The 16803-nt window shown below is 64.5% G+C and carries 17 protein-coding genes and 1 pseudogene; 11 read left to right on the top strand and 7 right to left on the bottom strand.

What is annotated here, in order from left to right; all coding sequences use genetic code 11:
• Nucleotides 1-156: 156 nt before the first annotated feature.
• Both JJ959_RS07110 and JJ959_RS07105 read right to left on the bottom strand, forming a co-directional pair.
• Nucleotides 157-2364: a xanthine dehydrogenase family protein molybdopterin-binding subunit gene (locus JJ959_RS07110; RefSeq protein WP_292881414.1), complete on the bottom strand. Its 2208-nt coding sequence runs from the start codon at nucleotides 2362-2364 to the stop codon at nucleotides 157-159.
• Between the two features lie 3 nt (nucleotides 2365-2367).
• A complete protein-coding gene (locus tag JJ959_RS07105; RefSeq protein WP_292881411.1) occupies nucleotides 2368-2826 on the bottom strand; it encodes a (2Fe-2S)-binding protein in 459 nt (152 codons plus the stop codon).
• A 137-nt stretch (nucleotides 2827-2963) separates the two neighbouring features.
• On the opposite strand from JJ959_RS07105, the gene JJ959_RS07100 reads away from it, so the two are divergent.
• A complete protein-coding gene (locus JJ959_RS07100) occupies nucleotides 2964-3881 on the top strand; it encodes a LysR substrate-binding domain-containing protein (protein WP_292881408.1) in 918 nt (305 codons plus the stop codon).
• On the opposite strand, the gene JJ959_RS07095 is transcribed toward JJ959_RS07100, so the two are convergent.
• Nucleotides 3878-5095: a crosslink repair DNA glycosylase YcaQ family protein gene (locus JJ959_RS07095; RefSeq protein ID WP_292881406.1), complete on the bottom strand. Its 1218-nt coding sequence runs from the start codon at nucleotides 5093-5095 to the stop codon at nucleotides 3878-3880. The genes JJ959_RS07100 and JJ959_RS07095 overlap by 4 nt on opposite strands.
• Nucleotides 5096-5156: 61 nt before the next feature.
• Here JJ959_RS07095 and JJ959_RS07090 point away from each other — a divergent pair, with 61 nt between their 5' ends.
• Nucleotides 5157-5564 (top strand): VOC family protein, encoded by a 408-nt coding sequence (locus JJ959_RS07090; RefSeq protein ID WP_292881403.1) that lies wholly within the window; start codon nucleotides 5157-5159, stop codon nucleotides 5562-5564.
• A 127-nt stretch (nucleotides 5565-5691) separates the two neighbouring features.
• On the opposite strand, the gene JJ959_RS07085 is transcribed toward JJ959_RS07090, so the two are convergent.
• Both JJ959_RS07085 and JJ959_RS07080 read right to left on the bottom strand, forming a co-directional pair.
• Entirely contained in the window at nucleotides 5692-5955 is a 264-nt protein-coding gene (locus JJ959_RS07085; protein WP_193188293.1) for a ribbon-helix-helix domain-containing protein, read from the bottom strand.
• Between the two features lie 158 nt (nucleotides 5956-6113).
• A complete protein-coding gene (locus tag JJ959_RS07080; protein ID WP_292881395.1) occupies nucleotides 6114-7751 on the bottom strand; it encodes a GMC family oxidoreductase N-terminal domain-containing protein in 1638 nt (545 codons plus the stop codon).
• 162 nt (nucleotides 7752-7913) lie between these two features.
• Here JJ959_RS07080 and JJ959_RS07075 point away from each other — a divergent pair, with 162 nt between their 5' ends.
• From JJ959_RS07075 to JJ959_RS07055, 5 genes are all read left to right on the top strand, one after another.
• Entirely contained in the window at nucleotides 7914-8936 is a 1023-nt protein-coding gene (locus JJ959_RS07075) for an ABC transporter substrate-binding protein (protein WP_292881392.1), read from the top strand.
• Nucleotides 8937-8986: 50 nt separating this feature from the next.
• Nucleotides 8987-9754, top strand: coding sequence for an ABC transporter ATP-binding protein (locus JJ959_RS07070; RefSeq protein WP_292881390.1), 768 nt, complete (start codon nucleotides 8987-8989; stop codon nucleotides 9752-9754).
• Entirely contained in the window at nucleotides 9747-10547 is an 801-nt protein-coding gene (locus tag JJ959_RS07065; protein ID WP_292881387.1) for an ABC transporter permease, read from the top strand. The genes JJ959_RS07070 and JJ959_RS07065 overlap by 8 nt, the downstream gene beginning before the upstream one ends.
• Before the next feature lie 117 nt (nucleotides 10548-10664).
• Nucleotides 10665-10979 carry a type II toxin-antitoxin system RelE/ParE family toxin gene (locus JJ959_RS07060; protein WP_292881385.1) on the top strand — a complete coding sequence of 105 codons (315 nt, stop codon included), beginning with the start codon at nucleotides 10665-10667 and terminating at the stop codon, nucleotides 10977-10979.
• Nucleotides 10976-11254 (top strand): helix-turn-helix transcriptional regulator, encoded by a 279-nt coding sequence (locus tag JJ959_RS07055; RefSeq protein WP_292881383.1) that lies wholly within the window; start codon nucleotides 10976-10978, stop codon nucleotides 11252-11254. Before JJ959_RS07060 ends, JJ959_RS07055 begins: the two co-directional genes overlap by 4 nt.
• A gap of 14 nt (nucleotides 11255-11268) precedes the next feature.
• On the opposite strand, the gene JJ959_RS07050 is transcribed toward JJ959_RS07055, so the two are convergent.
• The gene (locus tag JJ959_RS07050) at nucleotides 11269-12099 is read right to left on the bottom strand and encodes a DUF547 domain-containing protein (RefSeq protein WP_292881380.1); all 831 of its coding nucleotides are present in this window, start codon (nucleotides 12097-12099) and stop codon (nucleotides 11269-11271) included.
• A 179-nt stretch (nucleotides 12100-12278) separates the two neighbouring features.
• On the opposite strand from JJ959_RS07050, the gene JJ959_RS07045 reads away from it, so the two are divergent.
• From JJ959_RS07045 to chrA, 4 genes are all read left to right on the top strand, one after another.
• Complete coding sequence (locus JJ959_RS07045; protein WP_292881378.1) at nucleotides 12279-13304, top strand: C45 family peptidase; 1026 nt, start codon at nucleotides 12279-12281, stop codon at nucleotides 13302-13304.
• A gap of 13 nt (nucleotides 13305-13317) precedes the next feature.
• Nucleotides 13318-14514: an MFS transporter gene (locus JJ959_RS07040; protein ID WP_292881375.1), complete on the top strand. Its 1197-nt coding sequence runs from the start codon at nucleotides 13318-13320 to the stop codon at nucleotides 14512-14514.
• A gap of 88 nt (nucleotides 14515-14602) precedes the next feature.
• On the top strand, nucleotides 14603-15118 hold the full coding sequence (locus tag JJ959_RS07035) for a disulfide bond formation protein B (protein WP_292881372.1): 516 nt from the start codon (nucleotides 14603-14605) through the stop codon (nucleotides 15116-15118).
• A complete protein-coding gene (gene chrA, locus JJ959_RS07030) occupies nucleotides 15115-16329 on the top strand; it encodes a chromate efflux transporter (RefSeq protein ID WP_292881369.1) in 1215 nt (404 codons plus the stop codon). Before JJ959_RS07035 ends, chrA begins: the two co-directional genes overlap by 4 nt.
• A gap of 3 nt (nucleotides 16330-16332) precedes the next feature.
• Here the strand turns inward: chrA and JJ959_RS07025 are convergent.
• Nucleotides 16333-16560 (bottom strand): annotated as a pseudogene (locus tag JJ959_RS07025) (hypothetical protein); the annotation flags it as partial.
• Nucleotides 16561-16803 lie beyond the last annotated feature (243 nt).

The raw sequence follows: 16803 nt of genomic DNA, 5'->3' as shown, positions 1-16803 counted from the left end.
AACAAACATCGTCATCCCGGCCGAATAGTCGGGGCCTTGTCGAACATAGAGCTCCAATCTCCCAAAGGTCCCGGATCAAGTCCGGGATGACGACAATAGTAAAAAAAAGCCGCCGTCCATTCGGGCGGCGGCTCTCTTTGTTGCGATAGAAACCGCTCAGGCGGCCTTGAACCCTTTCTCGAACGGTAGGGTCCGCACCCGCTGACCGCTGGCGCGGAACACCGCGTTCGCGATGGCGGGGCCGATCGGCGGGACGCCGGGCTCGCCGATGCCGGTCGGGCGCTCCGTGCTCGGCACGATATGCACTTCGACCTTCGGCATGCGGTCGATGCGGAGAGGCAGGTAGCCGTCGTAATTGCCCTGATCGACCTCGCCGCCGGTCAGGGTCAGCTCTTCGCTCAGCACGGAGCCGAGACCGAAGCCGATACCGCCCTCGACCTGCGCCCGGATGACGTCCGGATTGATCGGCGTGCCGACATCCACGGCAGCGACCACCCGATGCACGATCACCTGACCGTCCTCGACAGAGACCTCGGCGATCTCCGCGACATAGGAGCTGAAGCTCTCATGCACGGCGACGCCCCAGTGATGCCCCTCCGGCAGGGGCTTGCCCCACTCCGCCTTCTCCGCCGCGAGCTTCAGAACGCCCGCGTGGCGCGGATGGTCCTTCAGCAGGTCTAGGCGGAACTGCACCTGGTCGGCGCCAATTTCCGCGATCACCTCGTCGAGGAAGACCTCGGTCGCATAGGCGGTGTGGGTCGAGCCGACCGAGCGCCACCAGAGCACCGGCACCCCGACCTCCGTCGTCGTCAGCCCGACACCGAGATTGGGGATGGCGTAGGGCAGCGTCGAGGAGCCCTCGACCGACGTCGCGTCGACCCCGTCCTTGATCAGGCCCGAGAAGATCGTGTTGGCGACAATGGACTGGCCGACGATGTGGTTGTCCCACGCGACCAGCTTGCCGTCGGCGCCGAGGCCGGCCCGCATCCTGTGCACATAGGCCGGACGGTAGCGGCCGCCCCGCATGTCGTTCTCGCGGGTCCACTGGAGCTTCACCGGCGCCTTCCAGCCGATCGCCTTGCCGATCGCCGCGACCTCGGTGATGACCTCGGCATCCGGTGTCGCCCGGCGGCCGAAACCGCCGCCGGTCTTCATCACGTGCATGCGGATCTTCTCCGGCGGCACATCCGAGAACTGGGAGGCCATCTGCTGGTAATAGTCCGGCATCTGGTGACCGCCCCGGATCTCCAGAACGCCGTCCGCATTCATGGCGGCAACCGCGTTCAGCGGCTCCATCGCGGCATGGGCGAGATAGGGAAACTCGTAGGTCGCCTCGATCACCCGAGCGGCGGAGGCAAGTGCCGCCTCCGGATCGCCGTCCTTGCGGGCGACCGCCATCGGCGCCTTCGCGGCGAGATTGCGGTATTCGGCCATGATCTCCGCTGAACCGCGCTTCTCGGCCTTGCTCTCGTCCCAGGTGACCGTCACCAGATCGCGGGCCTTGAGCGCGGTCCACATGTCCTTCGCCAGCACGGCGACCCCGCGATGGATCGTGACGACGTCGCTGACGCCCTTCAGAGCCTTCGCTTCGGCCGCATCGACCGAGGCGACCGTCGCACCGAATTTCGGCGGATGGATCATCACGGCGGTCAGCATGCCGGGCAGCTTCACATCGATGGTGAAGTCCTCCTCACCCTTCGTCTTGCCCACCCGGTCGTAGCGCTTCAGCTCCGGATTGCCGATCTCCGTCCAGTCCGAACGGTCCTTGAGCTTAATGTCCTCCGGGATGGTCACGCCGGCCGCGGCCTTGGCGAAGGCGCCGAAGCCGGAGGTCTTGCCGGATCCGGCATGCGCGATGACACCCTTTTCGACTGCTATCTCGGAGGCGGAAACGCCCCATTCCTTCGCTGCCGCCTCGGCCAGCATCATGCGCCCGGCCGCGCCCGCCTTGCGGTAGCGGTCCCAGGAGGAGGCCATGGAGGTGGAGCCGCCCGAACCCTGGAACTGCCCGCCCCACATGAGATTGCCGTACTGCGCGACGTTGCCGGACGCTCCCTCGACCGTCACCTGGGACCAGTCGGCGCCGAGTTCCTCGACCACCAGCGTGGCAATCCCGTGATAGGAGCCCTGGCCCATGTCGAACTGCGATGAATAGATCGTCACCGTGTTGTCTTCGGCGATCGAGATATAGGCCGCGAGTTCCGCACCGGGCTTTACCGGATCGGCGGCCGCGAGTCCCGCGAGCGGGCGGAAGCCGATGGCGACGCCTGCCGAGGTGGCGGCGGCGCCGAGCAGGAAGCCGCGGCGCGAGACCGCTTCGGCCTTCGCACGGTCCGCCATTTCATTGAGTTTCTGTACCAGCATCGATCAGGCCTCCAGACGGTCGGCCGCTTCGTGGATCGCGGCACGGATGCGTTGGTAGGTGGCGCAACGGCAGAGATTGCCGCTCATCGCCGCGTCGATATCCTCGTCCGTCGGCTTCGGCGTCTCCGCCAGCAGCGCGGAGGCCGACATGATCTGGCCGGACTGGCAGTAGCCACATTGCGGCACGTCGAGATCGGCCCAGACCGCCTGGACGGTCTCCGCGACCTTGCCGTCGATGCCCTCGATGGTGGTCACCGACGCGCCCTCGATGTCCCCGAGGAAGGTCTGGCAGGAGCGCACCGGCACGCCGTCGACATGGACGGTGCAGGCGCCGCACTGCGCAAGGCCGCAGCCGAACTTGGTACCAGTCAGCCCGACATGGTCGCGGATCGCCCAAAGCAGGGGCATGTCCGCTTCGGCATCGAGCCGGTGCTCGGTGCCGTTCAGATTGAGTGTGATCATCTTTCGCTCTCCCACACGCGCGAAAGCCCGTGACGCACCCCCGCGCCGCTTCCGTCGCCATTGGGCAGAAAGATGGGTGCATATGCGAAAATGACACCCGCCCTTGAACCGCAAGGATTATTCAATATTTCTCAGCAATGAGCCGAGACCTTCTCCCCCACCTCCCCGTCGTCCTCGCCGTCGCGAGGCGTGGCGGGTTCGCCGCCGCCGCCAAGGAGCTCGGCATGAGCGCCTCGGCCGTCAGCCATTCCGTGCGCCTTGTCGAGGACCGGCTCGGCCTGCCGCTCTTCTCCCGCACCACCCGCAGCGTGTCGCTGACGGATTGGGGGCAGCTGCTGGTGGATACCGCCGGACCCTCGATCGCCGGGTTGGACGATGCGCTGGAACGGCTCCGCTCGGCTCAGGGGAGCGTTTCGGGATTGCTGAGGCTCACCGTCGCGCAGCCCTTCACGGCCATGGCGGTGACGCCTGTCGTGAAGGAGATGCTCCGGCGCTATCCCGAACTGAAGATCGAGCTCGACAGCGAAAAGCGCTTCGTCGATATCGTCGCCGAAGGCTTCGATGCAGGGGTGCGGCTCGGCGGCAGCATCGATCAGGACATGAAGACCTTCCGGCTGACCCCGCCCTTCCGGACGATCATGGCCGCCGCACCGTCCTATCTCGAACGTCACGGCACCCCGACTTCCCTTGAGGATCTGGCGAACCACAATTGCATGTCCTACCGCATGCCGTCCGGAGGGATCTACGACTGGGAGCTTGAATCCGGCACCGGCGAGGTGCGCGTGCCGAGCTCCGGCAACCTGATCGTCAACGATTGGACAACGGCGATCGATCTCGCGCTCGACGGGCTCAGCATCATCTACATGTTCGAACCTTGGATCGCCGACCGGCTGGCCGACGGCAGCCTTGTCGAGGTCATGCCGGAAGCCTCCGTCGAGGAGACCGGGCTGTTCCTCTATTACCCGGAGCGCACCGCCAACAATCCGAAGCTGCGCGCCTTCATCGACACCGCGAGATCGGTTCTGCGGCGGCGGCAGGTCGCGGAAATCGGCTAGAGCGCAACCTCGAACCCGTCACCGTCGGCCCGCTCGAGACCTAGATATTTCAGCCAGCGCTGCAGTTCGGCCTCGATCTTGGCCTTGCGCTGCGGCGTCAACGAGAGGCGCGGCTCCAGCCAGAGCTTGCGGATGCGCAGCACGCCCGCCGGGCGGTCCGCCTTCATGTCGATCCGACCGGTGAGCCGGTCGCCCTCCAGCATCGGGAAGACGTAATAGCCGTATTGCCGCTTCTCCTCCGGCACGAAGACCTCGATCCGGTAATCGTATCCAAAGAGGCGCTGCAGCCTTTTGCGGTCGCGGAGTGCCGGGTCGAACGGGCTGAGAAAGCGCACGCGGCCCGGTGGGGGTGACACCTCGCTGGCGAGATCAAGTGTGTCGGGACGGGCAAGATGGCGCCGCACCGTTCCATCCGCATTGCCGATATCGACCGGGATCGCAATCTCCGGACCCTGACGTTCCGCCCACTCCTTTGCCTCGGCCGGCGTGATCGCGTCCCAATAGGCGGCGAGCTCTCCCGGCGTCGCGAAACCGAGCCGTTCCAACGCCGAGCGGCAGGCCCAGTCGATGAATTCCTCGTCATGCACCTCCGGCGCGTAGTGCTCCGGCGGCACCACCTTCTCGACCAGATCGTAGACCTTCTGAAAACCTTCTCGGGCCGAGACGGCGAGCTGGCCGGTGCGCCAGAGATGTTCGAGCGCCGATTTCGACGGCTTCCAGCCCCACCAGGCCTTGTTCTCGTCCGAGCCGTCGTGATGGCTCTCGTCCGCCGTCAGGTCGCGCGAACGGACCGGGCCGTTCTCCTCGATGTGCGCTCGGATGCGGGCGCAGGTCTCCTCGTAATCCTCGCCAAGCCGCTCACGCCACCAGTCGCGGCTCATCAGCCGCTCCCGCGTACGATGGAACTTCGGTTTCCAGTAGCGGAAGAACTCGACCGGGATCACCGAGGCGTCGTGGGTCCAGTTCTCGAACAGGGTGCGCTCGCGCTCAATGTGATGGTGCAGCCAGTCCGGCTTGTAGGCATTGGCGCGGGAAAAGAGGATGTGGTGATGGGCCCGCTCCACCGTGCGGATGCTGTCGACCTGCACGAAACCGATCCGGTGGATCAGCTCGGGCACGTCCTTGCGCCGGAACGGCCGGCCCGGCGCATCGCCGAGGGCGTGAAGGTGGAGGAACAGGCGGCGCGCATCGCGGTTGGGAAGTTGATCGACCATGGACTATGCTTAACGGAGACGGGAAGAAACTGAAACATAACGTGAACAGAAAGAAAAGCCCATGGCGCTTAAAACCCTCGATCACGTGAATATCAGGACCAAGAATCTCGACGCGATGGTCGCCTGGTACGGCCGCGTCCTCGACATGCATCCGGGCGAGCGCCCGCCCTTCCCCTTTCCCGGCGCCTGGCTCTACGCCAACGGCGCGGCGATGGTGCATCTGGTTGGGGTGACGAAGGATCCGGCGCCCTACCGGCCGGACGCGCAGCTTGAGCATTTCGCCATCCAGGCCGAAGGCCTTGCCGATTTCCTCGCACATCTGAGGAAGGAGAAGGTCGCCTACCGCTGCGGCGTGCTGCCGGAAATGCGGATCCAGCAGGTGAACATCAACGACCATGACGGCAACCACATCCACATAGACTTCGCACCGGGCGAGGAAGCCGATCTGACGGACTACGACGGAAGCTGAGTTTCTATTTTGGGACGTGCTGCCAGTGACCTGATTAAGACAGGACAGGAAAGGTCACTCATGACGCGATGATACAAGCTCCGGCGACCGATGCCAGAAACTGCTTACGCGTGGCGAAATCGCAGTGTCAGTGGATCGGGTCGGGCTCGTCCGCCTTGGCACGGAAATGCTCAAGCAGGAACATCCGTACGGCGGCAGTCCGGCTCATGTCCGGAAAGGCCTTTTCGGCGTCGGTCACGATCGTGTCGATACACAACTCGCGGTCGTGCGCACACTCTTCCAGGGCATCCCAGAAGTCCTCTTCGAGGATGATGGACGTACGGTGCCCCGCATACACGTTCTTGCGTGATTTCGACGAGCCCATGCTGCCTCTGTTAAAATCCAACGCCATGGTTAATTCCCGCGGATACTAAAACGATTTTTGGCCGATCACCAACGTGGAACGCTCTGTTTTTCTATCAAAACAGAAAAACATTAATTCTTGCTTAACGAATTTCCACCGAATTTCGCGGAATTGCGCCGAAGCCACCTGCACCAAAAAGTATTCACTTAATCCCGGAGAACAGCGGCCTCGGCAGCGGGCTTCCCGAGGATGAGGTCGGAGGCCTTTTCCCCGATCATCATGGTGGACGCGTTGAGGTTGGCCGACGGCATGGTCGGCATGATCGAGGCATCAGCGACCCGAAGCCCCTCGATACCCCGCACGCGCAACGCATCGTCCACGACTGCGGTGGGATCGCTTTCCGGCCCCATCCGGCAGCTTCCCATGAGGTGGAAGGTCGTCGTGCCCCGCTCCCTGGCTGCCGCCAGGAGCTCGTCGTCCGTCTGAACACCCGGGCCCGGATAGATCTCGCCGGCGAAGAACGGCATCAGCGGTTCGGTCTGCAACAGACGGCGCGCGAGCTTCATGCCGGAAAGCAGCACCTGGCGATCGGTCTCGTCGGCGAGATAGTTCGGCTGAATCGCCGGTGCCTCGAACGGATCCGCCGTCCGGGCGCGGACATAGCCGATACTTTCCGGGCGTTGCTGCCAGGAGGCGATGGTCATGCCCGGCTCGTCGTCGAGCTGAGACTGGACGCCTTCCTTGTAGCTCGCGGGCGTGAAGGTGAACTGAAGGTCGCTGTTCCGGGCCGCCTCGTTCGAGTGCCAGAAGCAATAGACCAGCGTCGGGCTGAGGCCGAGGATGCTCTTCTGCCCGGTGAAATATTTGAAGATCTCGCCCCAGAGCCGCGGGCCGCGTGCAAGCTCGTTGATGCTGCTCGAGTTCTTCACCCGCGCCGTGAAGCGCGGCGCGTAATGGTCCCGGAGATTTTCGCCCACCCCCGGCAGGGCATGGCGGACCTCGATCCCGAGATTGCGCAAAAACTCCGGATTGCCGATGCCGGAAAGCTGCAGGAGCTGCGGAGAGTTCACTGCACCGCCCGAAAGGATCACCTCGCGGCGCGCATGCACCTCCGTCGGAATGCCGTGCCGGCCGCCGTGGGAATAGCGCACGCCGGTCGCTTTCTTGCCGTCGAGCAGGATCTGCGTCGCATGTGCATGGGTGCGCACGGTCAGGTTCTTGCGCTTCATCGCCGGACGCAGATAGCCCCGCGCCGTGCTCATACGCCGGCCGCCATGGATGGTGCGCTGGGCGTAGGAGACGCCTTCCTGAACCTGGCCGTTATAATCCTTGTTGTGCGGGATCCCGAGGCTGACCGCGCCGAGGATGAAGGCGTCGCAGAGCGGGTGCTGCCAGTCGATATTGGTGACCGCCATGTTGCCCTCGCGGCCGCGGAAGGTATCGTCCCCCTCCCCGATGCGGCGCTCGGTACGCTTGAAATAGGGCAGCACGTCGGCATAGCCCCAGCCGCGATTGCCGCGCTGCGCCCAGCCGTCGAAATCGAGCCGCTGGCCGCGGTTGTAAATATGGCCGTTGATCGAGCTGGAGCCGCCGAGGGTCTTGCCTCGCGGCGCGGCAATGGATCGACCGCCGGTCCAATAGCTCGGCTCGCTCTGGTAGAGCCAGTTCACCGACGGATTGACAAGTGTCTTCATGAAGCCCGCCGGAATATGGATCATCGGATGATAATCCGGCGGCCCCGCCTCCAGCAGGCAGACCGTGACGGAGGGATCCGCGCTCAAACGGTTCGCGAGCACGCAGCCGGCCGAGCCGGCGCCGACGATGACATAATCGAAGCTGTCCATTGGGAGGCGTTTCCAGAGGTTGGTTTATTGGGACCTATCTTTGCGCAAGCGGATCGGATTGCGCAAATTGGTTTCCACCGCGAAGCGAACCGACTAAGAAAGCCGATGTCTTTTGGCGGCACCGGGTCCGCCACCTAAAAAGCAAAATCGGGAGGAACAGGGATGAAGCATCTCTTCTCGCGCCGCGCCGTGATGGCGGGTCTCGCGGCCATCGGCCTGGCGGCAACCACCTTCGGACCGGCGCTCGCCGCGGACAAGATCACCGTTGGCGCGCTGCGCTTTACCTCCCATGCGGGCGGTTTCGTCGCCTTCGAGAAGGGTTACTTCACCGAGCAGGGCCTTGAGGTCGAATTCAAGTTTTTCCAGGCGGCGCAGCCGATGGCGGTCGCCATCGCCTCGGGCGACGTCGATTTCGGCGTGACCTCGATCACCGCCGGCCTCGTCAACCTCGCCGACAAGGGTGCGGTGAAGGTGATCGGCGGCGTGCTGCAGGAGGAAAAGGGCATCGACGGCTCCGCGATCCTCGCCAGTACCGCCGCCTACGAAGCCGGCCTGACGAGCCCGGCGAAACTCGCCGGCCGCAGCCTCGGCATCACCCAGACCGGCTCCTCTTTCCACTACATGGCCTCCCAGGTCGCGGCCAAGGAAGGCTTTGCCGTCTCCGAAATCTCGATGAAACCGCTGCAGAAGGTCGGCGCCGTGATCGGCGCGCTGAAATCCGGCCAGATCGACAGCATGATCATCGTTCCGCATATCGCCAAACCGCTGGTTGCCGGCGGCGCTGCGAAGGTGATCGGCTGGATCAGCGACTATGACGATTACCAGGTGACCACCGCGTTCACCTCCGCCAAGAACGCCGCCGAGCGTCCGGATCTGGTGAAGCGTTTCGTCGCCGCCTATGCAAAAGGCTCCGCCGACTTCAACGCTGTGATGGTGGACAAGACCAACGGCGACGCGGCGATCGACGAGATGACTGCGCTCATCCACAAATACGTCTACAACACCCAGCCGATCGAGAAGGCCGCGCCGTCGATCAAGAACGGTGCCATGCGCCTGCAGCCGAACCTGAAGCTGAACCTCACCAACGTGAAGAAGCAACTCGCCTGGTTCCAGTCCGAAGGCCTTGTCGGCAAGGACATCAAGATCGACACGCTGGTCGACGCGCAGTTCGTCGAAACCTACTGAGCGAAGGGGCCCGGCCTCGCCGGGCCCTCCCGCCGCTTCACGGATCATCCATGCATCTTTCCCTCGACGGCATCAGTCACCATTACGGCGGGATGTCGGTCCTGAGCGGGATCGATCTCGAGATCCCGGCGGGCGAGATCGTCTGCATCGTCGGTCCGTCGGGCTGCGGGAAATCGACCCTACTCCGGCTGATCGGCGGCCTCGAGAAACCTGATGAAGGCGCCGTGCTGCAGCATGGCGCACCTCCGGCAGGCAGCCTCAATCCGCTGACCTATATCTTCCAGGATTTCGCGCTCCTGCCCTGGCGCAGCGTCGCCGGGAACGTCTCCCTTGTGCTGGAAGACCATCCGCTGGGCAAAACGGAGCGCGAGGCTATCATCGACGACGTGCTGGCGCGGACGAAACTTTCCGATTTCAAGGTGGCCCTGCCGCGCCAGCTTTCCGGCGGTATGAAGCAGCGCGTCGCCATCGCCCGCGCGCTTGCAGTCCGCCCGGCCGTCCTGCTGATGGACGAACCGCTCTCCGCACTGGACAGCCAGACCCGCGAGTTGCTGATGGACGATCTCGTCGGCCTCTGGTCGAAGACGCCGTTCACGGCCGTCTATGTCACCCACAATCTGGAAGAGGCGGTCCGCCTCGGCCACCGGATCGTCGTGCTCTCGCGGCGCCCCGGGACGATCCGCGACGTGGTCGCGATCGACATGCCGCTCGCCGAGCGCCCCGGCCGGCTCACCGAACTGACCGAAGCGCGCGAGAGGCTGTGGTCTCTGATCCGCGACGAAGCTGCCGCCGCCGACATGGAGCTGGTCGATGCCTGAGGCGAACGCCCCGAGACCTGTCCCGTTTCGCGGCGGCGGGTTCCGCCCGAAGTCGAGCCTGTGGGTCGGCGCGGCGGTCTTCGCCCTGCTGATCACCCTGTGGGAAATCGGCAGCCGAACCGGGATCATTCATCCACTCGTGCTGCCCGCGCCGAGCGAGGCGGCCGAGGCGTTCATCGATCTCTACAACAGCGGCCTGCTCTGGAAACATCTTGGCGCCTCGCTCTCCCGGCTCGCGATCGGCTGGACCGCCGGGACCCTTCTCGGGATCGCCGTCGGGTTCTCCATCGGTCTGTTCTCGCTTGCCCGCGCCGGGCTTGTGCCCCTGGTCGCCGCGATCTTCCCGATCCCGAAGATCGCGCTCTTGCCGCTCTTCATCATCTGGTTCGGCATCGGAGAGGGCTCGAAGGTTGCAACAATCCTATTCGGCACCTTCTTTCCGACCGTGGTCGCGACCTATGGCGGGGTGGACAACGTGGACCGCGGGCTGATCCGGATGGGCCAATCTTTCGGCCTCTCCTGGTTCTCGATCGTGCGCAAGATCATCCTGCCAGGCGCCTTGCCGGCGATCCTGCCCGGTTTCCGGATCTCCGCCGCGATCGCCATCGTTTTGCTGGTCGCAGCCGAGATGATCGGCGCAGAATTCGGCGTCGGCGCCTACATCCTGCTCGCCGGCAGCCTGATGGCGATGGACCAGCTCATCGCCGGAGTCGCAATCCTCTCCGCCATCGGTCTCACGGTTTCCTGGATCATCGGCCGGACCGAACGCCTGCTGCTGCGCTGGCGGACCTGAGGCCACCAGCAAAAAACACGTCACTGCCGCTCATTGATATGCCGTGACCGCTTCGTCGGCCCGGCTTGAGAAATATATCGGTGACGATATAATGATTGAAAGACGCCAGTATCTTGAATGGGCGGAAACTCGCTCACAATCTGGCGCGGATTCCCCGCCGAGGCCCAGCGTGAAGGCGGTTTCCAACTCGACCTCATGCAAAAGGGTGTGGAGCCGACAAACTGGAGACCAATGCGCGGGATCGGTACGGGCGTGATCGAACTCAGGATCTGGGATGACGCGAAACGGACCTATCGCATCATCTGTACAGCGCGCTTCGCCAATCGCATCGTTGTTCTCCACGTGTTCGAGAAGAAATCGCAAAAGACGCCGCAACGAGAAATCGAGATTGCCCGGCAACGCTACAAGGACCTTGAGAGAGCATTCAGATGATACGCCCCCGCAGTGCTTTTTACGATTTCGAACCGCCCGAAATCGCCGCGATACTCACGCTGCGCTCGGATATCATGTCGCAGATCATTGAAATCGTCCGCGCCAAGGGCTGGACACAGGCGGAAGCCGCGGAAAAATGCGGCACGACGCAGCCGCGGATATCCGCCCTGATGAACGGCAAGTTCAACGATTTCTCGCTCGACGCCCTGGTGAAGATCGCGGGGCATCTTGACCTCGACATCGACATCTCGCTCCGCGAGCGCGACGCCGCCTGACAGATCGTAACGCGCTACTCTGTAGCGTCGTTCAGCCGCCAGTCGTAGCTGTCATCTGCGATCCGCGCGATGTCTTGCAGAGCAACGGCAAGTTCGCCCGTCGCATAGCGCTTCAGATGCGCTATCACGCCGGCGTCGGAGCCGCCGAAATCCTCCTCGAACCAGTCGTAGATGCTTGAGACGACCAGCCTGCCGTTCTCGACCCGGGCGCCCCGCGCGTGGTTGATGAAGGCGCGCGCGCCGTCTTCAAGAAACCGTTCCGTATTCGCAGCCGTCATCGCACGCTTTTGCAGGTCCGGGCACCCGAGCGAGGCGCAGTTCACGGCGTAGTGGATTCGCGGATCCCGCCAGATCGGGCGCAGGATCCGATGCTCGATATCATCGAGCGAGACCTTCTCGCCCTCGACCGTCGCCAGTTTGCGCCCCCAGGGACCGTCGGCGAAGAGCCCCGGCGAGATGTCAATGTCTCGGATCGAGGCGACCGGATAATGGTCGAGCACCACGCGGACGGACAGGGCATTGTAGAGATTGACCCAGAAAGGCAATTGTTCGCGCCGGGGCAGCGTCCTGAGCGGAACCGCTTCGAGCGCCGAGATATAATCGTCCAGAGCCGCACGGTCCTCCCGGGTGACCGCTCCGTAGGCGAAACGCGTCGCCCCGTCTTGCCCGGTCCGCACGTATCTTTCGAGAAACGACGTCCAGGCACTGTGCGTCAGCGACAACTTGCTTCTCGGTTCATGCGCCTCCCAGCGCTCCCAAAGGTCAGCTTTCGGCGCCGCAAACACGGCACCGGACGGCACCGAGAAGAGAACAAGCAAGGCCAGGACGAGGCGGCTTAATTTCATGCGGTCGGGTTCCCTGCCCTGTTCTGTTCGAGCGGTGCTGTATTCGCCGATGAATGTGCGTATGGTATTTCCCTGCGGCAACATTCCTCGCCCTCACCCGCCTTCACGTTGCCGCCAGCGGACCGCCGTCTCCGGGCGGTGCCGGCAACGAAGAAACGACAACGAAGACGAAACGCATCATGGATCAGATCATCGCCAGCGGCACGCCTTACGACCTCGGACAGGCGCTCGGACGCAAGGGCGCGAAAGCCATCGCCGACGCCTCTTTCGCGACGCCCCAGTTCCGTGCTCTCGAGCAATGGCTCGGCTCGGACCGGCTGAAGGGCCTCGAGGCAACCGCCAGACGGCATTTTCCGGAGCATGTACGCGAGATCGAGGGTATCGCCGACGGAGCGGACCAACCGTTCGAGAAGGTCTTTCTCTGGAACTGCCGGGGCGACCTGCGCGATCTCGTGCGCAGCGACGAGGACGCCTGCACCAGCCTGATGCTCCCGGCCGAGATCGGTCGCCCGGCGATCCTGGCCCATAACGAGGACGGCGATGCCGCGCTGGCGGGTCAGGGTTTCCTTGCCCATTTCGAACCGGATGAGGGCCCCGTGTTCGCAGCCTATTGCTATCCCGGGATGCTGCCCGGCCATGCCTTCGGATGGAACGCGGCGGGGATCGTGCAGACCATCAACAACATCCGCCCGCACGACCTGACAATCGGCGTACCGCGACATGTCATCACCCGTGCGGTGCTCTCCGCGAGCACCATGGACGCGGTCCTGGATCTGCTGAAGCGCACCGACCGGGCTTCCGGATTCCATCACAATCTCGCCGACGGCTCCGGCCGGATGGTCTCCGTCGAGGCGCCTGCAAGCGGATATGCCGCGATAGAGGTCGCCGCGCCGCACGCTCATGCGAACCATCTGATCCGCCCGGATCTCGCCGGGATCGCGCAGACGATCTCGGACTCCTCGAGGGAACGGCAGAAGCGCGCCGAAGAGATGCTCGCGGCGGGAGAACGCGACCCGCTGACGATCCTCTTCGACCGCACAAAGGCCGACAATCCGATCCTCTGCCGCGCGGAGAGCGAGGCGAGCGACAGCTACACCCTCGCGACCTTCTCCTGCAGCTTCGAGGCCGGCGGCATGCAATGGGGCATCTATCACGGCCCCGAACGGGAGCCCGTGCTGCGCGGCGGCCTCGACAGGGCGGCGTAAGGTTACTCCCCGGATGCGTCTCGATCCTCCCATCGCCATGCTGGCCGTCGCCGAGACCATTGTCTGGGCCGGTCTCTACTACATCTTCCCCGCCTTGCTGGTGCATTGGGAGGCCGATCTCGGCTGGTCCAAGACCGAACTGACCGGCGCCTTCACCGCCTCGATCACGGTCTCCGCGCTCTGCTCGCCTTATGTCGGAAAGCTGATCGACAAGGGTTACGGTGCCAAGGTCCTGACGGGCGCCACGCTGATCGGCGGGATCCTGATCGCCTCGCTCTCGCTGGTCGACAGCCTGCCGGTCTTCTACGCCGTCTGGTGCGGCCTCGGCGCCGCCATGTCAGCCTGTCTCTACGAACCCTGCTTCATGCTGGTGACCCGGACGCGCGGCATCTCGGCGAAGCGCGGCATCACGCTGATCACGCTGGTTGCAGGCTTTGCCGGAACCGTCTCCTTCCCGAGCGCCCATGCCCTGGTCGCGTTGGCGGACTGGCGCTTCGCGGTCCAGGTCGCCGGGGCCGCCGTCTGCCTCGTCGGCCTGCCGCTCATGTTCGCAGGTGCCAAGGCCCTGGAAGCCGGCCGCCTGCACCACGTGCCCGAGACTCCGAAACCCGCTGCGGACGGCTCGGCCGCGGCAAAACCGGCGCATTTCCTCTCCAACCCGTCCTTCTGGCTGCTCGCCGTCGGCTTCGCCCTGATGGCGATTTCCCACGGCGTGGTCATCAACCACCTGCTTCCCCTGCTGAAGGAGCGCGGGGTCGAAGCCGGACTGGCGGTCGCCGCCGCCTCCATGATCGGGCCGATGCAGGTGCTCGGCCGCGTGGTGATGATGTCGGTCGAGCGCTTCGTCTCGAACTTCGCGGCGATGATCTATTGCTTCCTCGCGGTCTCCGTCGCCTGCGCCCTGCTGGCCGCCGGATCCTCGCTCTGGCTGCTCGCCGGCTTCGTCTTCCTGCAGGGCAGCGGCTACGGGCTGACCAGCATCATGCGGCCCGTGGTGACCCGCGAGATCATGGGGCAGGAGAATTTCGGCGCCATCTCGGGTGCCATGGCACTGCCCTATCTCGCCTGCTTCGCCGGCGCGCCCTTCCTCGGCTCCCTGCTCTGGGAAATCGGCGGTTACGATTTCGCGCTGGAGACCGTCGTCGGGACCAGCATTCTGGGTCTGCTCTGCTATCTCCGGGCCGCGACCCGCGCCCGGCGGATGACCTGACGCCCGCACGGCCACGCAAAGGCTTGACCTGCGTCACCGGACGGATAGAACCGTCCGGACGCTTCGTCGAACCGTAGGGGATGGCACCATGCAGACCGGGTCCGTGACGTCCTTGATCGAAGATCGGCCGGCCTGGCTCGTCCCGGCAGCGGTTTCCGTGTTCTCCGCCGCCATGCTCGGCGGCGCCTTCGCCTTCCAGTATCTCGGCGGCCTCGCACCCTGCGTGCTGTGCCTCTACCAGCGATGGCCCCACGCGGCGGCGATCCTTCTAGGACTGCTCGCACTAGTGCTGGCCAGCCGCAATGCGACCGCATCGCGCTGGCTCACCGTCCTCGGAGGACTGGCACTGCTGACCAGCGCAGGGATCGGCCTCTTCCATGTCGGGGTGGAACAGCTCTGGTGGGAAGGCACGGCCGAATGCGGCGCAACCGGAACGCCGGACAGTCTCGAAGCGCTGAAACAACAGCTCATGGCGCAGCCGATCGTCCGCTGCACCGATATCGCCTGGGAAATGTTCGGCATCTCCATGGCCGGCTACAATTTCCTGCTCTCCGCCGCAGCGGGGCTCCTCGCCGTCGCGCTCAGCATCGGGGGACGCCGATGAACGGCGCGCATCAGACAGAACGCCGCTCCTGGGTCGAGATCCTGCTGGTATTCCTCCGCCTCGGCTGCACCAGTTTCGGCGGCCCGGTCGCACATATCGGCTATTTCCGCGAGGAGTTCGTCAACCGGCGCAAATGGCTCGACGACCGGGCCTATGCGGACATGGTGGCGCTCTGCCAGTTCCTTCCAGGCCCGGCGAGCAGCCAGGTCGGCTTCTCCATCGGCCTGACTCAGGGCGGGCCGCTCGGCGCGCTCGCGGCCTGGGCCGGTTTCACCCTTCCCTCCGCAATCCTTCTGGTAGCATTCGCCTATGGCGTCGATATCGCGGGCGGGGCCGAAGGGGCCGGATGGCTGCACGGACTGAAACTCGTCGCTGTCGCCGTCGTCGCCCAGGCGGCGCTGCAGATGGGCCGCTCGCTCTGCCCCGACGCACCCCGTGCGACACTCGCCGTCGTTGCCGCCGGGTTCATGCTGGTGGCCGCGCCCGCCTACGGGCAGCTTCTTGTGATCCTCGCGGGCGGCGCCTTCGGCCTGATCATGCTGAAGCCGGAGGGAACCGGAGAAACTCAGGCCGCCTACCAGACGCGCGTCAGTCCCCGGACCGCGCTCGTCATGCTCGTTCTCTTCCTCGGGCTGCTCGCGGCCCTGCCGCTTCTGGCCGCCGGCGGGGACAATCTCCACCTCCGCATTGCAGACACCTTCTACCGCGTCGGCGCGTTGGTTTTCGGCGGCGGCCATGTCGTCCTGCCCCTGCTCGAAGCGGAGATCGTGCCGCCTGGACTGGTCGACCGGGACACTTTCCTCGCCGGCTATGGCATGGCGCAGGCGATCCCGGGTCCGCTTTTCACCTTCTCGGCCTATCTCGGCGCCGCCGCAGCGCCCGACGGCAGCGAGATCGCAGTTGCGGCAACGGCGCTGATCGCAATGTTCGGCTCGACTTTCCTGCTGGTTCCGGCGGCCCTGCCCTTCTGGGCGAAACTGCGCGCAAACAGCCGGGCGCAGGCCGCGCTCGGCGGAGTGAATGCGGCGGTCGTCGGCCTGATTCTCGCGGCCCTCTACGATCCGGTCTTCATCAGCGCGGTGGTGAAACCGATCGACTTCGCGCTGGTCGCGCTCGCCTATCTCGCCCTTGCGATCTGGAAATTGCCGCCCTGGCTGGTCGTGCTGCTCGGAGCGGCCGTCGGATGGGGAACGCAGGCTGCGGGTCTGTAGCGATCAGAAAGCCGGCTGGCCGTCGAACTCGTCCTGCTCCAGCTCGCTGTCCCAGTAGAGATAGTCCCGCCAGCTCTCATGCAGGTAATTCGGCGGGAAGGCCCGGCCGTTTTCCTGCAGCAGGTAGGTCGAGGGCTGGGCCGGCTTCACGATCGGCATGAAGCCTTTCGGGGTCGGCATCCGGTCGCCCTTGCGAAGGTTGCAGGCGCCGCAGGCGGTGACGACGTTCTCTTCTATATAGCTTAGTCAAATATATTATTTAAACGCAGCAATTATCAAACTCCCGTAAATCCAGCAAATTATCGTTCTCTAGCAGACTCAAGAAGGCATAATAAAAATGTGATAGACCAATATTCGATGTAGTTATATCGTCTATCGTGTAACTGGATGCGGCCGATCTGGAGAGTGACCGTAGAACTGGGTCTGAGCAGGCTCGCCCGTCCGCGCGCTCCCCAACAAGCGCCGTAGCGGGCG

This window comes from Nisaea sp., from assembly GCF_017640745.1.
Classification (GTDB): Bacteria; Pseudomonadota; Alphaproteobacteria; order Thalassobaculales; family Thalassobaculaceae; genus Nisaea.
The sequence above is the reverse complement of the archived record's forward strand: the minus strand, read 5'-3'. Positions and strand labels throughout refer to the sequence as shown.

Bases quoted from the DNA above. Each gene is read 5' to 3' on its own strand.
- JJ959_RS07060 (WP_292881385.1), top strand. From the start codon at position 10,665: ATGGGCGGAAACTCGCTCACAATCTGGCGCGGATTCCCCGCCGAGGCC.
- JJ959_RS07085 (WP_193188293.1), bottom strand. From the start codon at position 5,955: ATGGCGTTGGATTTTAACAGAGGCAGCATGGGCTCGTCGAAATCACGC.
- JJ959_RS07070 (WP_292881390.1), top strand. From the start codon at position 8,987: ATGCATCTTTCCCTCGACGGCATCAGTCACCATTACGGCGGGATGTCG.
- JJ959_RS07035 (WP_292881372.1), top strand. From the start codon at position 14,603: ATGCAGACCGGGTCCGTGACGTCCTTGATCGAAGATCGGCCGGCCTGG.
- JJ959_RS07105 (WP_292881411.1), bottom strand. From the start codon at position 2,826: ATGATCACACTCAATCTGAACGGCACCGAGCACCGGCTCGATGCCGAA.
- JJ959_RS07090 (WP_292881403.1), top strand. From the start codon at position 5,157: ATGGCGCTTAAAACCCTCGATCACGTGAATATCAGGACCAAGAATCTC.
- JJ959_RS07065 (WP_292881387.1), top strand. From the start codon at position 9,747: ATGCCTGAGGCGAACGCCCCGAGACCTGTCCCGTTTCGCGGCGGCGGG.
- JJ959_RS07045 (WP_292881378.1), top strand. From the start codon at position 12,279: ATGGATCAGATCATCGCCAGCGGCACGCCTTACGACCTCGGACAGGCG.
- JJ959_RS07055 (WP_292881383.1), top strand. From the start codon at position 10,976: ATGATACGCCCCCGCAGTGCTTTTTACGATTTCGAACCGCCCGAAATC.
- chrA (WP_292881369.1), top strand. From the start codon at position 15,115: ATGAACGGCGCGCATCAGACAGAACGCCGCTCCTGGGTCGAGATCCTG.
- JJ959_RS07100 (WP_292881408.1), top strand. From the start codon at position 2,964: ATGAGCCGAGACCTTCTCCCCCACCTCCCCGTCGTCCTCGCCGTCGCG.
- JJ959_RS07095 (WP_292881406.1), bottom strand. From the start codon at position 5,095: ATGGTCGATCAACTTCCCAACCGCGATGCGCGCCGCCTGTTCCTCCAC.
- JJ959_RS07110 (WP_292881414.1), bottom strand. From the start codon at position 2,364: ATGCTGGTACAGAAACTCAATGAAATGGCGGACCGTGCGAAGGCCGAA.
- JJ959_RS07075 (WP_292881392.1), top strand. From the start codon at position 7,914: ATGAAGCATCTCTTCTCGCGCCGCGCCGTGATGGCGGGTCTCGCGGCC.
- JJ959_RS07050 (WP_292881380.1), bottom strand. From the start codon at position 12,099: ATGAAATTAAGCCGCCTCGTCCTGGCCTTGCTTGTTCTCTTCTCGGTG.
- JJ959_RS07040 (WP_292881375.1), top strand. From the start codon at position 13,318: ATGCGTCTCGATCCTCCCATCGCCATGCTGGCCGTCGCCGAGACCATT.
- JJ959_RS07080 (WP_292881395.1), bottom strand. From the start codon at position 7,751: ATGGACAGCTTCGATTATGTCATCGTCGGCGCCGGCTCGGCCGGCTGC.